Source organism: Myxococcus sp. XM-1-1-1 (assembly GCF_020037095.1).
GTDB lineage: Bacteria > Myxococcota > Myxococcia > Myxococcales > Myxococcaceae > Myxococcus > Myxococcus fulvus.
This window is the reverse complement of sequence record NZ_JAIQDH010000006.1, coordinates 150,162-172,451: the sequence shown is the minus strand read 5'-3', so window position 1 is coordinate 172,451 and position 22,290 is coordinate 150,162. Positions and strand designations below refer to the sequence as shown.

General features: G+C 69.6%; 10 protein-coding genes. 1 reads left to right on the top strand and 9 read right to left on the bottom strand.

All coding sequences use genetic code 11. The annotated features are described in order from the left end of the window. Nucleotides 1-6: 6 nt before the first annotated feature. Nucleotides 7-10,923 carry a non-ribosomal peptide synthetase gene (locus tag K8640_RS14530; protein ID WP_223747575.1) on the top strand — a complete coding sequence of 3,639 codons (10,917 nt, stop codon included), beginning with the start codon at nt 7-9 and terminating at the stop codon, nt 10,921-10,923. A gap of 39 nt (nt 10,924-10,962) precedes the next feature. On the opposite strand, the gene K8640_RS14525 is transcribed toward K8640_RS14530, so the two are convergent. The 9 genes from K8640_RS14525 to tssB form a co-directional block, all read right to left on the bottom strand. Beyond that, entirely contained in the window at nt 10,963-11,913 is a 951-nt protein-coding gene (locus tag K8640_RS14525) for a hypothetical protein (RefSeq protein WP_223747574.1), read from the bottom strand. After that, the gene (locus K8640_RS14520; RefSeq protein WP_141326409.1) at nt 11,910-13,529 is read right to left on the bottom strand and encodes an FHA domain-containing protein; all 1,620 of its coding nucleotides are present in this window, start codon (nt 13,527-13,529) and stop codon (nt 11,910-11,912) included. Before K8640_RS14520 ends, K8640_RS14525 begins: the two co-directional genes overlap by 4 nt. Nucleotides 13,530-13,652: 123 nt before the next feature. Beyond that, entirely contained in the window at nt 13,653-16,274 is a 2,622-nt protein-coding gene (gene tssH / locus K8640_RS14515) for a type VI secretion system ATPase TssH (protein ID WP_223747573.1), read from the bottom strand. A 54-nt stretch (nt 16,275-16,328) separates the two neighbouring features. Beyond that, complete coding sequence (tssG, locus tag K8640_RS14510) at nt 16,329-17,363, bottom strand: type VI secretion system baseplate subunit TssG (protein ID WP_223747572.1); 1,035 nt, start codon at nt 17,361-17,363, stop codon at nt 16,329-16,331. Nucleotides 17,364-17,377: 14 nt separating this feature from the next. After that, nucleotides 17,378-19,120 carry a type VI secretion system baseplate subunit TssF gene (gene tssF, locus K8640_RS14505; protein WP_223747571.1) on the bottom strand — a complete coding sequence of 581 codons (1,743 nt, stop codon included), beginning with the start codon at nt 19,118-19,120 and terminating at the stop codon, nt 17,378-17,380. A 27-nt stretch (nt 19,121-19,147) separates the two neighbouring features. Beyond that, nucleotides 19,148-19,537 (bottom strand): type VI secretion system baseplate subunit TssE, encoded by a 390-nt coding sequence (tssE, locus tag K8640_RS14500; protein WP_141326401.1) that lies wholly within the window; start codon nt 19,535-19,537, stop codon nt 19,148-19,150. A 69-nt stretch (nt 19,538-19,606) separates the two neighbouring features. Beyond that, on the bottom strand, nt 19,607-20,098 hold the full coding sequence (gene tssD, locus K8640_RS14495; RefSeq protein ID WP_046714479.1) for a type VI secretion system tube protein TssD: 492 nt from the start codon (nt 20,096-20,098) through the stop codon (nt 19,607-19,609). 153 nt (nt 20,099-20,251) lie between these two features. Further along, nucleotides 20,252-21,733, bottom strand: coding sequence for a type VI secretion system contractile sheath large subunit (gene tssC / locus K8640_RS14490; protein WP_141326399.1), 1,482 nt, complete (start codon nt 21,731-21,733; stop codon nt 20,252-20,254). 40 nt (nt 21,734-21,773) lie between these two features. Continuing rightward, a complete protein-coding gene (gene tssB, locus K8640_RS14485) occupies nt 21,774-22,250 on the bottom strand; it encodes a type VI secretion system contractile sheath small subunit (protein ID WP_223747570.1) in 477 nt (158 codons plus the stop codon). Between the last annotated feature and the right edge of the window lie 40 nt (nt 22,251-22,290).

Here is a 22,290-nt window from a genome sequence, read left to right as displayed (position 1 = left end):
TCATCCATGAGCAAGTTTTCGGACCGCATCCTGAACGCCAAGGCCCGGGCGTCGCTCGCCGCGCTCAAGAAGGACGCGCCCGCGCAGCAGGCCATCACGCCGAACACCTCGCGCGGCAATCAGGTCGCGCTGTCCTCCGCGCAGCGTCGGCTCTGGTTCCTCGACCGCCTGGAGCCGGGTCAGGCGCAGTACAACGTGCCGGTCTTCGTGCGCCTCCAGGGGCCGCTGGATGAACGCGCCCTGCGCGCGGCCCTGAACCAGCTGCTGCGCCGCCACGAGTCGCTGCGCACCTGCTTCACCGTCCAGAGGGACGAGCCCCTCCAGCTCATCGCGGAGGAGCTGTCCCTGGACCTCCAGGTCGTCGACCTCGGCGGCCTGTCCGAAGTGGAGCGCGAGCAGCGCCTCCGGGACCTCGCGACGGAGGAGTCTCGCAAGCCGTTCGACCTGAGCCAGGCCCCGCTCGTCCGAGCCACCCTGCTGCGCGTGGCCCCCGAGGACCACGTCCTGCTCCTGGCGATGCATCACATCGTCTCGGACGGCTGGTCGATGTCCGTCTTCTTCTTCGAGCTGGGGGCGCTCTACAGCGCCCTCCGGCTGGGCACCGAGCCCTCCCTTGCTCCCCTCAAGCTCCAGTACGCGGACTTCGCGCTCTGGCACAACGAGTGGCTCCGGAGTGACGCCGTCCGTGAGCAGCTCGAGTACTGGAAGAAGCAGCTCGCCGGAGCGCCGCCGCTGCTGACGCTGCCCACGGACCGCCCGCGCCTGCCAGTGAAGCGCCACCAGGGCGGGGCGGCGCGGTTCTCCATTCCGCTGGATGAGGTGAACGCGCTCAAGAAGCTGGGCCGCGAGGAGCGGACCACGCTCTTCATGACGGTGCTGAGCCTGTTCAACGTCCTGATGAGCCGCTACGCGGGCCAGACGGACGTCTGCGTGGGGACGCCCATCGCCAACCGCAACCGTCCGGAGCTCGAGGGGCTCATCGGCTTCTTCGTCAACACGCTCGTGCTCCGCACGGACCTGTCCGGCGCGCCAACCTTCCGACAGCTCGTCCAGCGCGTGCGCGAGGTCTCGCTCGGCGCCTACGGGCACCAGGACCTGCCCTTCGAGCACGTGGTCGAAGCGCTCCACCCCGAGCGCAACCTGGGCCAGAACCCGCTGTTCCAGGTGATGTTCTCGCTGCAGGAGTCCGCCACCGCGTCCGCGTCGCTCGATGGGCTCACGCTCACCACGCTGCCAGTGGAGACGGGCACATCGAAGTTCGACCTGTTGATGGCGTTGGAGGAGACGCCGTCGGGTCTCACGGGAGAGCTGGAGTACGACACCGACCTGTTCGACGCGGCCACCATCGAGCGGATGCTGGGGCACTTCCGGACCCTGCTCAGCGCCGCCGCGACGCAGCCCGACACCTGCATCACCCAGCTGCCGATGCTCACGGAGGCGGAGCGGCAGCAGCTCGTGGTCGACTGGAACCACACGTCCACCGACTTCCCGCGCCAGCATTGCATCCATGAGCTGTTCTCCGCCCAGGCCTATGCCTCGCCGGATGCCATCGCGGTCCGCTTCGGAGACGAGTCGCTCACCTACGCTCAGTTGGAGGCCCAGGCCAATCAGCTCGCGTGGCACCTCCAGGGCCTCGGTGTCGTCCCCGATACGCTGGTCGGGCTCTACCTGGAGCGCTCGCCGTCGCTCATCGTCGCGATGCTCGCGTGCCTCAAGGCCGGCGGGGCATACCTCCCGCTGGACACGTCGTATCCGGCGGAGCGCCTCTCGCTCATGTTGCGGGACTCTCGCGCGCCCATCCTGCTGACCTCACGCGCGCTCGCGGGAGCGATTCAAGCGCCCGAGGGAGTCCGCGTGCTCGGCTTGGAGGAGCTCGCGCCGACGCTCGTGAAGCTGCCCACGCGCGCGCCCTCGACGCTCACGACGCCCTCGAATCTGGCGTACGCCATCTACACGTCGGGCTCGACGGGCCAGCCCAAGGGCATCCTCGTCCCCCACCTCGGCGTCGTCCGTCTCGTCCGCGACTCCGACTACATCCAGCTGTCCTCCCAGGACCGCGTCGCCCAGGTCTCCAACGCCTCCTTCGACGCCGCCACCTTCGAAATCTGGGGCGCCCTCCTCAACGGCGCGCTCCTCGTCGGCGTCCCCCGCGACGTCTCCCTCTCTCCGCCTCTCTTCGTCCAGCACCTGCGCAACGAGAAGGTCTCCACCCTCTTCCTCACCACCGCCCTCTTCAACCAGCTCGCCCACCACGCGCCCGACGCCTTCTCCTCCCTCTCCACCGTCCTCTTCGGCGGGGAGCTGGTCGACCCTGACGTCGTCCGCGCCGTCCTCCTCCACGGCCCTCCCTCCCGTCTGCTTCACGTCTACGGGCCCACCGAGAACACCACCTTCAGCACCTGGCACCTCATCTCTCAGGCGCCCGCGCCGGGCCACACCGTCCCCATCGGCAGGCCTCTCGCCAACTCCACCGCCTTCGTCCTCGACGGTGCCCTGCAGCCTGTCCCCGTCGGTGTCCCCGGCGAGCTCTACGTCGGCGGTGACGGCCTCGCCCGCGGCTACCTCCACCAGCCCGGACTCACCGCGGAGCGCTTCGTCGCTCACCCCTTCAAGCCCCAGGCTCGCCTCTACAAAACCGGAGACCTCGTCCGCCTCCTCCACGACGGCTCCATCGAGTTCCTCGGCCGCTCCGACTTCCAGGTGAAGATTCGCGGCTTCCGCATCGAGCTGGGCGAAATCGAAGCCGCCCTGCTTCGCCACCCCTCCCTCAACGACTGCGTCGTCCTCGCCCGTGAGGACTCTCCCGGCAACCGTCGCCTCGTCGCCTACTTCTCCTCCTCCTCTCCTCCCTCCTCCGCCGAGCTGCGCGACTTCCTCAAGCGCTCCCTCCCGGAGTACATGCTCCCCTCCGTCTTCGTCTCCCTCCCCTCCTTGCCCCTCTCCCCCAACGGCAAGGTCGACAGGAAGGCGCTTCCCTCTCCCGACGGAGTGGCCGACGCCTCCGACTCCTACGTCGCGCCTCGCTCTCCCCTCGAAGAGCTCCTCGCCAACCTCTGGGCCCAGCTCCTCTCGCTTCCTCGCGTCGGCGTCGACGACAACTTCTTCGACCTGGGCGGCCACTCCCTCCTCGCCACCCAGCTCGTCTCTCGCGTCCGCGAAACCCTCCGCCTCGAGCTTCCTCTCCGCGACCTCTTCGCCAACCCCACCGTCGCCTCCCTCGCCCGCGTCCTCGCCGCCTCTCTCTCCGGCGCCCAGTCTCCCATCCTCCCTTCCCCCAGGGACGCTCGCCTCCCCCTCTCCTTCGCCCAGCAGCGCCTCTGGCTCATCGACCAGCTCCAGCCCGGCAGCGCCGCCTACAACGTCCCTCTCGCCATCCACCTCTCCGGCGAGCTCTCCCTCCCAGCCCTCCAGCGCGCTCTCGACGCCCTCATGGCGCGCCACGAGTCCCTCCGCACCTCCTTCGCTCTCCACGACGGCCAGCCCTTCCAGCTCATCGCGCCGTCTCTCCCGCTGCCATTGACGTGTGTGGACCTGCGGCAGGTTCCCGTCGACGAGCGTGAGGAGCGACTCACGCAGCTCTCCGAGGAAGCGGCGCGACTGCCGTTCGACCTGAGCCAGGGACCGCTGATTCGAGCCGCCCTGCTTCGCGCGGACGACAGGAAGCACATCTTGCTGCTGACGATGCACCACATCGTCTCGGATGGCTGGTCCATGGAGGTGCTCTTCCGCGAGCTGAACGCGCTCTACACCGCGTTCACCCGTGACGAGCCCTCGCCCCTGTCCGCGCTCCCCATCCAGTACGCGGACTTCGCGGTGTGGCAGCGTCAGTGGCTCCAGGGCGAGCGGCTCGATGCCCAGCTCTCATACTGGAAGGAGCAGCTCGCGGGTGCGCCGCCGTTCCTGCCGCTGCCGACGGACTTCCCGCGTCCCGCCATCCAGACGTTCCGGGGCGCGGTCGCGAGACGCACCCTGCCGCTGTCGTTGCTCGACTCGCTCAAGCGGCTGAGCCGGAAGGAGGGCACCACCCTCTTCATGACGCTGCTCGCGGGCTTCCAGGTGCTCCTGCGCCGCTACAGCGGACAGACGGACATCAGCGTCGGAACACCCATCGCGAACCGCAACCGCGCGGAGCTCGAGGGGCTCATCGGCTTCTTCGTCAACTCGCTGGTGATGCGCACCGACGTGTCCGGTGCGCCATCCTTCCGCGAGCTGCTGCGTCGCGTCCGCGAGGTCGCGCTCGGAGCCTATGCGCACCAGGACGTCCCCTTCGAGCAGGTCGTCGAAGCCCTGCAGCCCGAGCGGGACCCGAGCTACTCACCGCTCTTCCAGGTGATGTTCGCGCTCCAGAGTGGCGTCGAGCAGTCGCCGCCCACATCGGCCTTGTCGATGGAGTCGAGGGAGCTTCGGACGCACACGTCGAAGTTCGACCTCATCGTCGCCACGGTGGAGGGCTCCGAGGGGCTGGACTGCGCGGTCGAGTACAACACCGACCTCTTCACCCCGGACACCATCCACCGGATGCTGGGGCACTTCCAGACGCTGCTCACCGCTGCGGCGGAGCAGCCGGACACCCGCATCACCGGGCTCCCGCTCCTCACGGAGCCCGAGCGGAACAAGGTCCTCCTCGACTGGAACAAGACCTCCACCGAGTTCCCCCGGCACGGCTGCATCCATGAGCTGTTCTCCGTGCAGGCGCGAGCCACACCCCACGCGCTCGCGGTCCGCTTCGGAGACGAGTCGCTCACCTACGCGCAGTTGGAGACCCAGGCCAACCAGCTCGCGTGGCACCTCCAGGGCCTCGGAGTCGTCCCCGATACGCTGGTCGGCATCTACCTGGAGCGCTCGCCGTCACTCATCGTCGCGATGCTCGCGTGCCTCAAGGCCGGCGGGGCATACCTGCCGCTGGACACGTCGTATCCGGTGGATCGCCTCTCGTTCATGCTCCGGGACGCGCGAGCCCCCATCCTCGTCACCACACAGGCGCTCTCCGGCAAGCTCTCCTCCGAGAGTGGGGTCCACGTCGTGGCGATGGACACGCAAGCGGAGGTGCTCGCCCGGCAGCCCCCCCGCGCGCCGCCCACTTCGACACAGCCTTCGCATCTGGCGTACGCCATCTACACGTCGGGCTCGACGGGCCAGCCCAAGGGCATCCTCGTCCCCCACCTCGGCGTCGTCCGTCTCGTCCGCGACTCCGACTACATCCAGCTGTCCTCCCAGGACCGCGTCGCCCAGGTCTCCAACGCCTCCTTCGACGCCGCCACCTTCGAAATCTGGGGCGCCCTCCTCAACGGCGCGCTCCTCGTCGGCGTCCCCCGCGACGTCTCCCTCTCTCCGCCTCTCTTCGTCCAGCACCTGCGCAACGAGAAGGTCTCCACCCTCTTCCTCACCACCGCCCTCTTCAACCAGCTCGCCCACCACGCGCCCGACGCCTTCTCCTCCCTCTCCACCGTCCTCTTCGGCGGGGAGCTGGTCGACCCTGACGTCGTCCGCGCCGTCCTCCTCCACGGCCCTCCCTCCCGTCTGCTTCACGTCTACGGGCCCACCGAGAACACCACCTTCAGCACCTGGCACCTCATCTCTCAGGCGCCCGCGCCGGGCCACACCGTCCCCATCGGCAGGCCTCTCGCCAACTCCACCGCCTTCGTCCTCGACGGTGCCCTGCAGCCTGTCCCCGTCGGTGTCCCCGGCGAGCTCTACGTCGGCGGTGACGGCCTCGCCCGCGGCTACCTCCACCAGCCCGGACTCACCGCGGAGCGCTTCGTCGCTCACCCCTTCAAGCCCCAGGCTCGCCTCTACAAAACCGGAGACCTCGTCCGCCTCCTCCACGACGGCTCCATCGAGTTCCTCGGCCGCTCCGACTTCCAGGTGAAGATTCGCGGCTTCCGCATCGAGCTGGGCGAAATCGAAGCCGCCCTGCTTCGCCACCCCTCCCTCAACGACTGCGTCGTCCTCGCCCGTGAGGACTCTCCCGGCAACCGTCGCCTCGTCGCCTACTTCTCCTCCTCCTCTCCTCCCTCCTCCGCCGAGCTGCGCGACTTCCTCAAGCGCTCCCTCCCGGAGTACATGCTCCCCTCCGTCTTCGTCTCCCTCCCCTCCTTGCCCCTCTCCCCCAACGGCAAGGTCGACAGGAAGGCGCTTCCCTCTCCCGACGGAGTGGCCGACGCCTCCGACTCCTACGTCGCGCCTCGCTCTCCCCTCGAAGAGCTCCTCGCCAACCTCTGGGCCCAGCTCCTCTCGCTTCCTCGCGTCGGCGTCGACGACAACTTCTTCGACCTGGGCGGCCACTCCCTCCTCGCCACCCAGCTCGTCTCTCGCGTCCGCGAAACCCTCCGCCTCGAGCTTCCTCTCCGCGACCTCTTCGCCAACCCCACCGTCGCCTCCCTCGCCCGCGTCCTCGCCGCCTCTCTCTCCGGCGCCCAGTCTCCCATCCTCCCTTCCCCCAGGGACGCTCGCCTCCCCCTCTCCTTCGCCCAGCAGCGCCTCTGGCTCATCGACCAGCTCCAGCCCGGCAGCGCCGCCTACAACGTCCCTCTCGCCATCCACCTCTCCGGCGAGCTCTCCCTCCCAGCCCTCCAGCGCGCTCTCGACGCCCTCATGGCGCGCCACGAGTCCCTCCGCACCTCCTTCGCTCTCCACGACGGCCAGCCCTTCCAGCTCATCGCGCCGTCGCAGTCCCTGCACCTGGCCCTGTTCGACCTCTCCACCCAGCCGAACGCGGATGAGACGGCGCGTGCGCTGGCGGTGGAAGAAGCTCAGCGCCCCTTCAACCTCGCCCAAGGCCCTGTCATCCGCGCGACGCTGCTGCGGACCGCGCCTCAGCGCTACGTGTTGCTGCTGACGATGCACCACATCGTCTCGGATGGCTGGTCCCTGGAGGTGCTCTTCCGCGAGCTGAGCGCGCTCTACACCGCGTTCACCCGTGACGAGCCCTCGCCCCTCGCGCCGATGGCCATCCAGTACGCCGACTTCGCCGTGTGGCAGCACCAGTGGCTGAACGGTGAACGGCTCGATGCTCAGCTCGGGTACTGGAAGGAGCAGCTCACGGGCGCGCCGTCCTTCCTCCCGCTGCCGACAGACTTCCCGCGTCCTCCCTCCCAGTCCTTCCGTGGCGCCGTCGAGAGCATCACGCTGCCGCCCGCGCTCCTCGAATCGCTCGTGCGTCTCAGTCGGAAGGAGGGCACCACCCTCTTCATGACGCTGCTCGCGGGCTTCCAGCTCCTGCTCTCACGCTACTCGGGGCAGGACGACATCAGCGTCGGCACGGCCATCGCGAATCGCCACCGCGCGGAGCTGGAGGGCCTCATCGGCTTCTTCGTCAACTCGCTGGTGATGCGCACGCGCCTGTCCGGCGAGCCCACGTTCCGCGAGCTGCTGCGTCGCGTGCGTGAGGTGTCCCTGGGTGCCTATGCGCACCAGGATGTCCCGTTCGAGCAGGTCGTCGAGGCGCTCCAGGTTCCGAGAGACCCTCGCTACTCGCCGCTCTTCCAGGTCCGCTTCAACCTGCAGGACAGCCCCTATGGCCACCTGAAGATGGCGGGGCTCGACGTGTCGATGCTCGAGACGGAGTGGAACTACACCAAGTTCGACCTCCACCTCTTCATGAGCGAGGCCGCCGAGGGTCTGCAGACCTCCTTCGCGTACAGCACGGACCTCTTCAAGCCGGAGACCATCCGCCGGATGCTCGGCCACCTGGGCCAGCTGTTGGAGAACATCGCGGCCAACCCGGATGTGCCCATCAACTCCGTGTCCATGCTGACGCCGGAGGAGCAGCGGCAGCTCGTCCGGTGGAACACGGCCCCAGCGCTGGAGTCGCCCGCGACGTGCTTCCACGCACGGTTCGAGCAACAGGCCGCCGCCACACCGGACGCCACGGCGCTGGTCTCCGAGGACCGGTCCCTCACCTATCGACAGCTCAACGAGCGCGCGAACCAGCTCGCCGCGCAGCTGCAATCGCTCGGCGTGGGACCGGACCGCGTGGTGGGCCTGTACCTGGAGCGCTCGCTCGACCTGCTCGTGGGCCTGCTCGCCATCCTCAAGGCCGGCGGCGCGTACCTGCCGATGGACCCGGGGCTCCCGCGGGAACGACTCGCGTTCATGATGTCGGACCAGCGCCTGCCCGTGGTGCTCACGCAGGAGTCCCTCCGCGCGTCGATTCCTCCCGGTGAGGCGCACGTCTTCTGCGTCGACTCACAATGGGAGGAGCTTGAAGGACGGCCTCGCGAGAATCCGCCGCTCACCGTCGAGCCGCGGCACCTCGTCTATGTCATCTACACGTCCGGCTCCACGGGTCGGCCCAAGGGCGTGGGCATCACGCACGGCAACCTGAGCCACTACCTGTCGGGCATCGCCCGCGTCCTCGACGTGCCTCCAGGGCTTCGCTACGCCACGGTGTCCACGTTCGCCGCCGACCTGGGGAACACCATGGTCTTCCCGGCGCTCGCCACGGGCGGAGCGCTCCACATCATCTCCGACGAGCGAGCCTCGAACCCCGAGGCCATGGCCGAGTACATGCACTCGCGGAGCATCGACTGCCTGAAGATCGTCCCCTCGCACCTGACGGCGCTGCTCACCGCGTCCCGTCCCGAGCACGTCCTGCCGGGACAGCGGCTCGTCCTGGGCGGCGAGGCGTCGCGATGGGAGCTGATGGAGCAGGTGCAGACCCTGGCTCCGGAGTGCCGGGTCATCAACCACTACGGTCCCACCGAGACGACCATCGGTGTGTTGACCTGGGCGGTGCCACCGCGACTGGCCTCGAAGCCCGCGCCCACCGTGCCGCTCGGCTTCCCCATCGGGCACACCACCACGCACGTCCTCGATGCCCACCGGCAGCACGTTCCCGTCGGTGTACCGGGGGAGCTGTTCATCGGTGGACCGGGTGTGACGCGCGGCTATCTGGGACGGCCCGAGCTCACCGCCGAGCGCTTCGTGAGGTTCGGTGAGGAGCGCGTCTACCGGACGGGAGACGTGGTGCGGCGGCTCCCGGATGGAGCGCTCGAGTTCCTCGGCCGCATCGACCATCAGGTGAAGATTCGCGGCTTCCGCATCGAGCTGGGGGAGATCGAAGCCATCCTCTGCCAGCAGCCCGAGGTGCGTGACGCGGTGGTGCTCGCGCGCGAGGACGACGTGGGCACGAAGCGGCTCGTCGCGTATCTCGTCTCGCCCCCGGGCCAGACGCTCGCGACCGAGCCGCTGCGCGAGCGGCTCGCCCAGCAGATACCGGAGTACATGGTGCCGGCGGTCTTCATGGTGCTGGAGGCGCTGCCCCTCACGCCCAACGGCAAGGTGGACCGCAAGGCGCTGCCCGAGCCCGTGAGCCCCAGCGCTCCGAAGCCTGCGGAGGCACAGGCGCCCCAGTCGCCAACGGAGCTGCTCCTGGCGGACATCTGGAAGCAGGTGCTGCGCGTGGAGCACGTGAGCCCGGCGGACAACTTCTTCAAGCTGGGGGGCGACTCCATCCTGAGCATCATGGTCGTCGCCAAGGCCATCCAGGCCGGGTTGCAGCTCACGCCGCTGGACATCCTGGAGTGCCAGAGCCTCGCGGAGCTCGCCGCGCGCGTGCGCAGCCCCGAAGAGGCCGCTGACGAGCAGACGGTGTCCGGGACCTTGCCGCTCACACCCATCCAGAATCGCTTCTTCGAGCTGTACCCGACGGAGCGGCACCACTGGAACCAGGCGTTCCTGTTCGAGGTGCACCAGCGGCTGTCGCCCGCGCAGATGGAGGAGGCGGTGCGCAAGCTGATGCGGCACCACGACTCGCTGCGCCTGCGCTTCGTGCAGGGCTCCGCGGGGTGGGAGCAGTCCTACGCCGGACCCGACGTGCCGGTGCCGTTCAGCCACCACGACTTGAGCGCGCTGTCCGCGAGCCAGCGGGTCCAGGAGCAGGAACGGCTGTCGACCTCGCTCCAGAAGAGCCTGGACCTGTCCGCGGGGCCGCTCATGCGGGTGGCCTTCTTCGACTGGGGGCGCGAGGAGCCTGGGCGGTTGCTGCTCATCGTCCACCACCTGGCCACGGATGGGATTTCGTGGCGGGTGTTGATGGAGGACCTGCAGACGCTGTGGGAGCAGCTCGGCGCCGGGAAGGCGCTCCAGCTTCCGCCCAAGAGCACGTCGTATCAGGCGTGGGCGCGGAAGCTGTCGGAGTACGCGCAGTCGGACAAGGCGCGGCGGGAGCTGCCCACGTGGACCTCGGAGGTCTACGGCCGGGTGGCGCCGATTCCCCGGGACTTCCCGGAGGGGCGGAACCTCGAGGGCTCGACACGACTGGTGGAGGGTGCGCTGACGCAGGAGGAGACGCGCGTGTTGCTGCACCGGATGCGCGACGTGCACGGCGTCAACGTGGACCACGTGTTGCTCGCGGCGCTGGTGCGTGCGCTGACGGAGTGGACGGGCCGCGCGGCGCATCTGCTCGAGCTGGACAACCACGGCCGCGAGTCGATTCTGGAGGGCGTGGAGCTGTCACGCGCCGTGGGTTGGTTCACGGCGCTGAGCCCCGTGGTGGTGGAGGAGCCCGCGGGAGCCTCCGCGAGCGCGCTGCTCCAGGCGGTGAAGGAGCAGCTCCAGGCGGTGCCCAACCGCGGCGTGGGCTTCGGGGTGTTGCGCTACCTGAGCCGGGACACGGCGGTGCGAGAGCAGCTCGCGCGGCTGCCGAGGACCGAGGTGTGCTTCAACTACCTGGGCCACTTCGACCTGGTGCGCTCGGGCAACGCACCGCTGCGGCCCGCGTCGGAGTCCGTCGGGCCCGAGCGGGCACCGGCTGGCCCGCGCTCGCGCGTCCTGGACATCACGGCCTACGTCTCCGAGGGCACCTTCCACCTCGCGTGGGCCTACAGCGAGAACCTCCATGCGAGGGGCACGCTCGAAAAGCTGTCCTCGGCGTACCTCACGCACCTGAGGGCCCTGCTCGCCACGGCGGGGGCAGCGTAGCCCCGAGGAGGGCCTCGTCACCGGGGCCCTCCAAGACGTCTACTTCGTCGACTCGGTCGCGCCGTCTTCCAGCAGCCGGCCCCACAAGGACGAGTCGTCGACGACCAGGCGTCCCGAGGACAGCTTCACGCTCCGGTCGATCTGCGCCTTGCGGAACTGCCTTGGCGGGATGCTGGGCTGCTTGGGGTCCATGTCGTTGACCACCATCTGCTCCTGCAACCGGATGGCGTCCGCCGCGAAGCTCAGCGCCGCCGTGTAGTCGTAGCGACGCAGCCACCGGCTCGGCAGCGAGCGCGACGCCGTCCGGTTCAGCTGGAAGAGCGCCGGGCTCGCGCACGCCCCCTCCGCCGTCAACACCGGCTCGTTGATGAAGCGGTTGCCCCGCTGCAACAACACCCGCACCGCGCGCTGGCACGCCGTCCCCATCGGCCCCGCGCACCGCTCCCCCTCCGCCACCAGCAGGTCCACGCCCCCCATCCGCTCCAACCGCAACCTCGCGTTCTTCGTCCTCGAGCGCAGCACCCCCAACGCCCGCACCGCCAACCCTCGCGGCGTCGACTCCACCAACGCCACCGGGCCCAGCCCCTCTCCATCCGCGAAGTGACGCGCCACCGCCCACACCAGCCGCAGCTCGGGACGGATCTCGCTCACCACCACGTCCCCCGCCGTCAGCGTCGTCGGAGGCAACATCGCCGCCGTGGAGCCCGCCTCCACGCACTCCCCCGGCGCCGGGTCCTGCCAGAGCACCGGCGTCCCCATGCAGTCCGTCACCGGCGTCGCCACCTGCCACGTCCGCGTGTCGTAACCACTCAGCAGCAACGGATAGAGCACCTCCGCCCGCCACTGGTCTGGCGACAGCGCATGCACCCCCGTGGGCCGCTCCGAGAAACACAACGCCGCCACCGCCGGCGCCGCGCGCACCGGCGCGGTGCTCTTGCACCCCGCCAACGCCAACGCGCACCCCAACACCAACGACTGTGTCTTCCTCATGTCCCTGATGACTCCCGAGCCCGGCGCTTGGACACCACTGAGACCTCCCCATCACCACTCTTGTTCGCCGCGTCACCCACGATGGCGTGGTACGCCTTCGCGAACTCCGGACCGAACAACACCGCGCTCAGCTCGCGCTCCTCCTCCATCAGCGTCCTGAGCCGCTCCTCCAGCCGCTTGAGCTTGCGCGACGCCTGGAACGGCCACAGCCGCGAGAAGAACGAGCCGCCCTTGCCCTCCTCCAGCTCGCCCGGCAACAAGCGCTGGAGCAGGTCCTTCACGCCCTCGCGCATGCCGTTGAGCAAGGCAATCTGGTGGATCATCACATCCACGAACCCGCCCATCAGCTCCTGCACCCGCTCCGCGCTGTCCGGCGCCTTCCAGTCCAACAGGTAGCGCAACACCTCGCGCGTGTTGCGACTCTTGGAGAGCGGCGTCACGTCCCGCGCCAGCATCACCGCCATCTCCTGACCGAACTGGTCATGCCCCTGCCGCAGCTCCACGAACGCGCGGCCGAACGTCTCCAGCACATCCGCCAACCGGTCCAGGAAGCGGTCGATGTCCGCCCCCGACTCCAATCCCTTGCTCCCCGGCAGGTACGAGCGCACGAACTGACCCAACAACTCCCGCGCCATCACATCCAGCCGGTTGCCGCCCCCCGGCGCCGCGGGCACCGGCGTCACCTGGGAGTTGCCCCCGGACGACTGCGGCAGCGCCACCCCCAACGAGCGCGCGAACTGGCCGAACTGCGGCTCGTGCGCCACCCCGGGCAGCCGCCGCTGCAGCTGCGCGACGAGCGACGCCCGGTCCGCCTCCGGCAGCGTCCCCGCCTGACGGACCATGGACTCGTGCAGCGTCTGCCACGCGTTGCGGTACGCGTTGTAGAGCGGCACCAGCTGCTGGATGGAGCTCTGCAAGCCGTTCGAGGACGCGGCGGGCGGCGGCGGCGCCACCACGCGCACGCTGTTGCTCGTCGGCGCGCGGCGGCCCGCGGGCGCCGTCGGAGGCTCGGGGTCCGGGATGGGGATGCCGGAGATGATGGTGCGCTGCCCCGGGTCCTGTCCCTCCAGCTCCTCGTCGAGCGCCGGCACCAGCAGCGTGCGAGGGCTCACCTCCTCCTGACGGCGGGACTGCGAGATCGCCGCGTCGCTCAGGGCCGGCAGCATGGCGGTGGCCACCACCTGCTCGCGCCCCTGCACCGGCGTCGGCTTGAAGCTCATGGGCGTCCCGTCATCGGGGCCCTGCAGCGTGGCCAGCGCGCGGAACTGCGTCATGCGCGACTGCCCATCCCCCGCCGACGCCGCGGCCTCCCGCGACAGGCGCATCTCGATGGTGCCGATGGTGACGCGCGTCTCCTCGCCCACCCGCACCGGGACGTTCTTGTCGATGCGCCGCCCGTCGATGCTCAGCCCGTTCGTCGAGCCCAGGTCCACCACGTGGATGGACTTCTGGTTGAACCGGACCAGCGCATGGAACAACGACACGAACGACTTGGGGATGGAGATGTCGTTGAGCTGGTTGCGACCGATGCGCACGGGCGAGTGCGTGAAGACATACTGCCGCTCCTTCGGCGGCTGCGTCTCCAGGTCCTTGATTCGGATGACGAGGGGCAGCACGGCTCACTCCTATCCCGAAGCGGTGGGGGGAAGCCCCCCCGGGGGGTGTACCTCGCGACAGTTCGTCACGGCCCGGCGGGAGGCATCATCCCTCCCCCAGGTCCGAGATGCACCACCCGACTATCAGCTGTCTGAGAATGCGAGGTCCCAGTCGCCCCCGGCCCCCAGGCCGACCCTCAGGCGGCTCGGGACGCCTCCCGCGGCGAGCCTCTCCAGGACCTCCAACGACAGCCGGGGCATCAACGAGGCACGCAGCACGTGGTCCACGTTGCGAGCCCCCGAGTCGTTGTCCTGGCAGCGCCGGGCGAACTCCTCGTACACCTCCGGGGCGAACTCCGTCTTGACCCGGTGCGACGTGTGCAGCCGGTCCGCCAGGGCCGAAAGTTTCATCTCGGCGATCTGCTTGAGCACGTCCTTGGCGATCGGCAGGAACGGCACCACCGACATGCGCGCCAGGAGCGCCGGCTTGAAGTGCCGGCTGAGGATGGGGCGGATGGTCTCGCTGACCGTGTCCGTGCTCGGCGCCTCCGGGCCCGAGTACAGCTGCATCAGCGCGTCCGTGGCCAGGTTGCTGGTGAGGATGACCACCGTGTTGCGGAAGTCGATGAGCCGCCCCTCGCCGTCGGACAACATGCCCTTGTCGAACACCTGGTAGAAGAGGTTCATCACCTCCAGGTCCGCCTTCTCGCACTCGTCCAGCAGGACGACGGAGTAGGGCCGCTGGCGCACCGCCTCCGTCAGCACGCCGCCCTCGCCGTAGCCCACGTAGCCGGGCGGCGAGCCGATGAGCCGTGACACGGTGTGCTTCTCCTGGAACTCCGACATGTTGATGGTGGTGAGGAAGCGGTCTCCGCCGTAGAGCGAGTCCGCCAGCGCCAGCGCCGTCTCCGTCTTGCCCACGCCGCTGGGCCCCACGAAGAGCAGCACGCCGATGGGCGTGTTGGGGTTGCGGATGCCCGCGTGCGACATGCGCAGCGTCTCCGCCACCGCGCGCAGCGCCGCGTCCTGCCCGCGCACCCGCGAGCGCAGCGTCTCCTCCAGCGAGAGCACCGCCCCCACGGAGCTGCTGCGCAGCTTGCCCACCGGCACCCCCGTCCACCCCGCCACCACGCGCGCCACCACGTCCGGGTCCACCTCCACGTGGATCAGCGGAGACTCGCCCTGCAGCGTCTCCAGCTTCGCGCGCGCCTGGGCCACGTCCGCCTTCAGCTTGGCGGTGTCCGCGTCGGGCTCCGCCGCCTCCAGCGCCGCGCGGGCCTTCTTCACCTCGTCCACCGCCGCCCGCTCCTGCTCCCAGCGGGCCTTCACCGTGGCCACCTGGTCGCGCGTGGCGGAGAGCTTCTCCTCCAGCGTCGGGCCCTCGTCCTCGTCCTTCGACACGTGCCCCGCGGCGCGCTCCCGCTCGCGCACGCCCAGCTCGCGCTCCAGCGCCGCCAGGCGCGACTCCGCCTCCACCAGCTCGTCCGGCCGGGCGCTCTGCTCAATCTTCACGCGCGCCGCCGCCGTGTCGAGCAGGTCCACCGCCTTGTCCGGCAGCTGCCGCCCGGAGATGTAGCGGTGGGACAGCTCCACCGCAGCCACCACCGCCTCGTCGCGGATGGTGATGCCGTGGGACTGCGCATACGTGGGCGTCAGGCCACGCAGCATCAGCACCGCGTCCGCCTCCGACGGCTCGTCCACCTTGATGGGCTGGAAGCGCCGCTCCAGCGCGGCGTCCTTCTCGAAGTACTTCTTGTACTCGGCCCACGTGGTGGCCGCGATGGTGCGCAGCTCGCCGCGCGCCAGCTCGGGCTTGAGCAGGTTCGCCGCGTCGCCGCCGCCCTGCTGGCCGCCCGCGCCGATGAGCGTGTGCGCCTCGTCGATGAACAGGATGATGGGCTTGGGCGAGCCCTTCACCTCGGAGATGACCGCCTTGAGCCGGTTCTCGAACTCACCGCGCACCCCCGCGCCCGCCTGCAGCGCGCCCAGGTCCAACCCGAGCACCTCCAGGTTGCGCATGGACTCCGGCACGTCGCCCGCGACGATGGCGCGCGCCAGCCCCTCCACCAGCGCTGTCTTCCCCACGCCCGGCTCGCCCACGATGATGGGGTTGTTCTTGCGCCGCCGCGCCAGCACGTCGATGACCTGACGAATCTCCCGGTCCCTGCCGAAGATGGGGTCGATCTTCCCGTCGCGCGCCTTCTGCGTGAAGGAGTTGGTGAAGCGCGTGAGCGCCTCCTCGCCCCGGCCCCCTCCCGCCGCGGGCGCCGCCGAGGCCGCGCTGCCCACCTCCGCCGCCTCCTTCGAGCCGCCCACCACCTCGTCGAAGACCTTCTTGAGCGCCTCCACGGAGATGGCGTCCAGCGCCGGATAGGACTCCGCGGAGTAGCGCGAGGAGCGGGCGATCCACTGCCACATCAGCGCGCCCGAGCGCAGCCGCGCCGCGCCGTGCTCCAGCGAGGCCACCAGCCACGCGTCCTCGAACCACTGGAACAGGCTCTCGGAGAACACGGGCCGGCCCGCGTTGCCCGTGCGCAGCTCGCGCAGCGCGTCCTCGATGGAGCCGATGACCTTCGCGCGGTCCACCTGGAAGTGGCGCAACAGCCGCGAGGCCTCGCCGTCCTCGTCCTCCAGGAGCTGGCGCAAGAGGTGCTCGGGGATGATTTCGTAGCAGCGCGCGGTGCTCGCGCGCGACACGGCGGCCTCCAGCATCCGCGTGGCCGAGGGCGTCAGGCGCCGCACGAGGGTCTTGGGTTCAACGCGCATGATTACGCTCCAGGGGTTTGGCTGGCGGCGGGTGGGAACACCGGAAGGACGGCGTCATGACGGCGAAGGCGGCGCGGCGCGCCGGGGGGCGGCCGGCAGTGGCACGGTGCGCAGGCGCAGGCGCGTGTCGCTCCGGCGCTGCCCCAGGTAGCAGTCGTGGCCCAGCCGCGAGGGGGACTGCGTCGCCAGACGGAAGCGCGGCAGCTCCGCCTCGCGCACGCCCAGCACCAGCGAGCAGTCGAGCGGGTCCCTCACGACCAGGTCCACCACCTCGCGCACCACCGGGGACAAGTCCCCCTCAGGCATCAGCCGCCGGTAGACGTCCCCCTCCAGCGGCGCGATGTGGATGTCGAAGCTGCCCGAGCGGTCGAACATCCTGGAGCCGAGCAGCGCGGTGCGGCTCAGGTTCGTGTTCGTCCGCCCCAGCCGCATCCGGTTGTCCGCCTCGATGTCCACCCAGTGGCCGGAGAACTGACGCAGCGACACCTTCGCCTCGCCCAGCACGGGCGCCAGCACGTCCGTCAGCGCCAGCTCCAGCGTGCCCGCCGTGCGCGCGCGGGCGGCGAGCAGCGGAGCCAGGCGCAACAGCTGCGCGGACGACAGCGCGCCCGGGTACGGCCGCTCGTAGGTGTCCAGCCCCGCCAGCGACAACAGCCGCTGGGACCAGACGTCGCTGCCCTCCCGCGTCGTCTCCGCCTGCAGCGAGTAGCGCGACAGCGCCCGGTACAAGAGCGACAGCAGCCGGTGATGGAACAGGTCCAGGAAGTCGCGCCGGCGCGCGGAGTCCGGGTCCTCCTGGGCAATCTCCTCCGGGATGTAGTCCGGCAGCGGCGACACGGCGCCGGTGAGCCCCAGGAACGTGGTCATCACCTCCACCACGTGCGAGGAGCCACCCAGCTCGCCCGACGGGGGCACGACGCGGATGCGGCTGACGTCCCCCGCGCTGAAGGTGAGCGACGGGTCATGCCGGAAGCGGATGGCCTCCTCCACGACGGGCCCCGTGCCGCCCACGGGCACCGCCTCCGACGTCAGCCGCTCCAGCAGCGCCACCAGCGGCCTGAAGGCCCACTGCCCGGGGCGTTCGCTCAAGCGCTGGACGGCCTTCAGCAGATCGTCTGTCGGCCGTTCCGGGGAAGCCACCGGTACTCCAGTCGAGAGGGTTGGAGGCGCAGCACGAGCTCGCTGAAGGAGTTGAGGCTCACGTGCGAGGCGAACAGCTCGTCGAGCACGCAGCCGAAGAGGAACGCGTCCCCCGGGCCCGTGAAGCCCGCCTCGTCCAGCTCCACCGTCACCTGCACGCCTCGCACGGGGGCGCCCTGGAGGAAGCGCGTCAGCGGCTGTCCCCTCACCTCCCGCAGCGCGCCCACGCGCAGCTCGTTGGCGCGCGCGGTGGACTGGTCCGCCGTCGCCTGGAAGTTGTAGAGCGCCAGCATCGACTGCAGCGCGCCGGGCTCCAGCAGCGAGCGCTGGTTGAGGCTCAGGTGGGAGAGCAGCCGCCAGTGCAGCTCCGAGCCCATGGGCGGCCTGGACGGCCGCGTCACCGCGACGATGTTGCGAAAGCGCGCCGTGGTGGGCGACGCCGCGGTGGGCACGCTCAAGTCCCCCACCTGCAGCCGCGAGGGCAGCGAGCGGTTGGTGCACGTCAGCTCGATGGACAGCGTCTCATCCGCCAGCGACGGCGTCGCGTCGCGCGGGCTGCCCAGCGACAGCGAGACGTCCATCGCGTCATCCAGCGGCGACAGGGCATGGTGCAGCCGATAGAAGCGCGACGCGTCGCCCGTGGCGTGCGCGAAGTCGAAGTACGGCCGGTACTGCTGGCGCTCGGTGCGGCCCTGCGGCAGCCCCGTGACGGAGTCCACCGAGTACACCTCCATGTGCCCCGGCTCCACGCCCGAGGCGCGCACCAGGTGCTCGTGGCCCAGGGAGCCGGTGCGCACCGGGTCCGCGGACGCGGCGAAGAGGTTGACCACCGGCGCGCAGTGCAGCCGGAAGACGTCCTTGGGCAGGCGCCCGGGCAGCGTGGGCGGCCGCTCGAACTCGAAGAGCAGCTCCAGCTTCTGGCCGGTCAGCTCGCTGGCCGCCTGCAGCCCCTTCACGTCGATGAAGAGGAACTTCTGCGGCAGCGTGAAGTACTCCTGCAGGAGCCGGTAGCCCTCCGGCACCGTGGCCGGCCAGGGCCACAGCGAGTTGCCCGCCTCCAGGCCCGTGGCGCGGATGCACTCCGGTCCCAGCCGCACGGACGGACCGCCCGCAGGGTTGCGCAGCACCACGCCCTTGCAATGGCGCAAGAGCCACACCAGCAGCATGGACGCCACCGGCAGCTCCGCGTGGAGGAACAGCGACAGGCCCTCCTCCGTGAAGATCTCCGCCCGGCCCTGCTCCACCAGCTGCAGCTGCGCGCGCAGCACGGGCGCCGCGGGCGAGGACTGGTCCAGCGTCGTCTCCGTCAGCGTCAGCGGCAGCAGGTCCACCGCGCGCGTCGTGCGGAAGGTGCAGACGGTGCCGTCCACGGGCTTGGCGCCCACCTCCGTCCCCGCCGCAATCCGGGAGCGGCCGCGCAACAGGCGCGCGTGGGGCGTGAACTCCACCACCGAGCACGCCGGCACCACCCGCAGGTAGTGCGGCAGGAGCAGCTCCGTCAGCCCGTGAATCACCTCCGGCACCGCGCCGTCGATGCGCTCGCGCACGCGCGCCGTCAGGAACGCGAACCCCTCCAGGAGCCGCTCCACGTCCGGGTCGCCACCGCGCTCCACCAGGAGCCCGGCCAGCGCCGGGTTGACGGTGCCGAACGCGCGGCCCATCTCCCGCAGATATGTGAGCTCGCTCTGGTAGTACTTGCTGAACACCGCGACTCCCCCGCCGTACCGGTTCGCTTACCAGACCTCGACCTTGCCTCCCGGCGACATCTGCGTCCGGAAGCGGAGCATCCCCCGCGCGCCCTTGCCCGCGGGCTGCGCGGTGATTTCGAAGCGCAAGAGCAGCGGGTCCACGTCCGGGACGTGGCGCACGCTCACGTGCTGGATGCGCGGCTCGAACTCCAACACCGTCGCGCGGATGGCCGACTGGAGCGTCTGGATGGCCGTGGGGAAGGTGTGCACCAGGTCGGTGAAGTCCATGACTCCAAAGCCCGGTACCGTGGCCGAGCCGCCCTTGCGCGCGTTGAGCAGCACGCGCAGGTGTTGGGCAATGGAGTCAGTCATGTCCTGCTCTCGCTCGGCCGAGCCCGTCCCCACCTCGATTCGCGACAACAACCCGCGTCCCATCCCGTCGCTCCCTCCTGCCTCGCCGCCCTGGCCCGCGCTCCCTCCAGGGAGCACGCGCCATGGCTCCCCTTACTGCTGCTTGTCCCACGTATCCTCGTGCGTCACGCCACCCTCGCTGACCGTCCAGCTGATGGTGTGGAACACGAAGGAGACCTCCTCCAGCGGAGGGTTGGTCGCCGTCGCGGGGACGATGGTGTTCTCCACCACCTGCTTGACGCTGGCGACGCGGCCCTTGGAGAACGTCACCGTGTAGAACTGCTCCGTGGTGCCGTCACCGGTGGGGCTGGGGCGGAAGAACTTGAACGTGGCGTCGATGGCCTCGTTGTTCGTCAGCGCCTTCATCAGGAGCGGCGTCGCCTTGTCGATGCGCTTCCGGATGAGCAGCGGCTGGTACTGGCGGCGGCCCGTGGCGATGCCGGAGCCGGCCTCGCGCGCGGTGACGACACCCTGCTCGTAGTAGACGCACTCGATGGAGTCCTCGCGTCCGAGGCTCGTCTGCGTGCTCGCGCCCTTGATGTCCTTCCCGTTCGCCTTCAGGTACAGATGTACTGTCTCGGCCATGTGGCTCTCCCCCTGCTTGTTGGTGGTGTGACGCCTGCGACGTGGAACAGGAGCCCTCGTGCCGCGGGGCTCCGGACTGCATGGTGGCCGCCGTCCCTGATGGGTACGGCGACCGGAAGGACCCTTCGGCTCCGGGTCTCACGCCCGCTCAGCTCACTCCTTGTCCAGCTTGCCGACGAGCGAGAGCGTGAAGGATGCGCCCATGTACTTGAAGTGCGGGCGGACCTGCAGGTTGCAGCGGTACCAGCCCGGCTGCCCCTCCACGTCCTCCACCTTGATGCGGGCGGTGCGCAGCGGACGGCGCGAGCGCACGGACGGCGCCGGGTCGTCCATGTCCGCGACGTACTGGTTGATCCACTGGTTGAGCTCGCGCTCCAGGTCCGAGCGCTCCTTCCAGCTGCCGATCTGCTCGCGCTGGAGCACCTTCACGTAGTGCGCCAGGCGGGACATGATGAACATGTAGGGCAGCTGGGTGCCCAGCCGGTAGTTCGTCTCCGCGACCTTGCCCTCGGGGCTGTTGCCGAAGAACTTGGGCTTCTGCACGGAGTTGGCGGAGAAGAACGCCGCGTTGTCCGTGTCCTTGCGGAACACCAGGCCGATGAAGCCCTCCTCCGACAGCTCGTACTCGCGCCGCTCGGTGAGGAGCACCTCGGTGGGGATCTTCGTCTGGATCTCCCCCATGGCCTCGTACTGGTGCAGGGGCAGTTGCTCCACCGCGCCGCCCGCCTGGGGACCGATGATGTTCGGGCACCAGCGGAACTTGGCGAACGAGTCCGTCACGCGCGTGGCGAACGCCGTGGAGGCGTAGCCCCACAGGTAGCGGTCATGCGAGCCGACCACGTCCTCGGTGAAGTTGAACGACTTCACCGGCACCGTCTTCTCGCTGTAGGGCAGCCGCAAGAGGAAGCGCGGCATGCACAGGCCCACGTAGCGCGCGTCCTCGCTCTCGCGGAACGAGTGCCAGCGCGCGTACTGCGGCCCCTCGAACAGGGACTTCAGGTCCTTGAGCGCCGGCAGCTCCAGGAACGACGGCTGGCCGAAGAACTCCGGCGAGGCGTTGGCCACGAAGGGCGTATGGGACATGGCCGCCACGGAGGCGATGCTGCGCAGCAGCGTCAGGTCCTCCGCGCCCGGGCCGATGTCGAAGTTGCCCACCACCAGGCCGTAGGGCTTGCCGCCGAAGACGCCGTACTCGTTGGAGTAGACGGTGCGGTACAGGCCGGACTTCACCACCTCGGGCGCGTCCTCGAAGTCGGTGAGCAGGTCCTGCTTGGAGGCGTTGAGCACCTCCACCCGGACGTTCTCCCGGAAGTCGGTGCGCTCCACCAGGAACTTGAGCGAGCGCCACGCGGACTCCAGCGACTGGAGGTCCTTGTGGTGGAGGATCTCGTTGACCTGCGCGCTCAGCCGCTGGTCCACCTCCGCGATCATCGCGTCCACCAGCGCCTTGTCCACGCGCTCGGCCGACCGGCCCGGGGCCAGCATCTCCGCGATGAAGGCCTGCACGCCCCGACGGGCCACGTCGTAGCCGTCGTCGTTGGGCTTCATCTTCGTCTCGGACAGGATTTCGTCCAGGAGCGAGGGGGCGGCATCGGCGGTCTCGACCGGGGCCAACGCCTTGGCTTCAGTGCTCATCTGTGTCACGCCTTTTCTGAGTGCGTTTGCGAATGCCGCCCTACTCCGACTTCTTGTCCAGCCCCAGCTCCGCCATCAATCGCTGACGTCCCTCGGTGTCCCCGAGCAGCGCCTGGATCTTCTTGCGGAAGGCGGGCACGTTGCCCAACGGGCCCTTCAGCGCGTTGAGCGCCGCGCGCAGCTGCAACAGCTGGTGCAGCTCCGGCACCTGGTTGACGATGCCCTCCGGGGTGAAGTCCGCCAGCGTCTGGAACTTCAGCGAGACAGACATGGACGCGTCCGGCTCGTTGGAGAGCTTGTTGGGCACACTCACGTCCAGTGAAAGCCCCTGCTTGGCCATCACCTCGTTGAAGTTGCCCTTGTCGATGTTGATGGGCGCGCGCTCCTCCACGGGGCGCTCATCCTGACGACCGGTGTAGTCGCCCACCACGAGGACCTTGAGCGGCAGCTCGACCTCCGACTGCGCATTCCCGGTCTCCGACTTGTAGACGATGTTGACGCGCTCCTTCGGAGCCACAGACCCTTCCTTGCTCACCGCACGACCTCCTGGTTGGGGA

Coding starts and splice junctions, on each gene's coding strand:
- K8640_RS14530 (WP_223747575.1), top strand. CDS start 7: ATGAGCAAGTTTTCGGACCGCATCCTGAACGCCAAGGCCCGGGCGTCG.
- K8640_RS14525 (WP_223747574.1), bottom strand. CDS start 11,913: ATGAGGAAGACACAGTCGTTGGTGTTGGGGTGCGCGTTGGCGTTGGCG.
- tssH (WP_223747573.1), bottom strand. CDS start 16,274: ATGCGCGTTGAACCCAAGACCCTCGTGCGGCGCCTGACGCCCTCGGCC.
- tssE (WP_141326401.1), bottom strand. CDS start 19,537: ATGGGACGCGGGTTGTTGTCGCGAATCGAGGTGGGGACGGGCTCGGCC.
- tssD (WP_046714479.1), bottom strand. CDS start 20,098: ATGGCCGAGACAGTACATCTGTACCTGAAGGCGAACGGGAAGGACATC.
- tssC (WP_141326399.1), bottom strand. CDS start 21,733: ATGAGCACTGAAGCCAAGGCGTTGGCCCCGGTCGAGACCGCCGATGCC.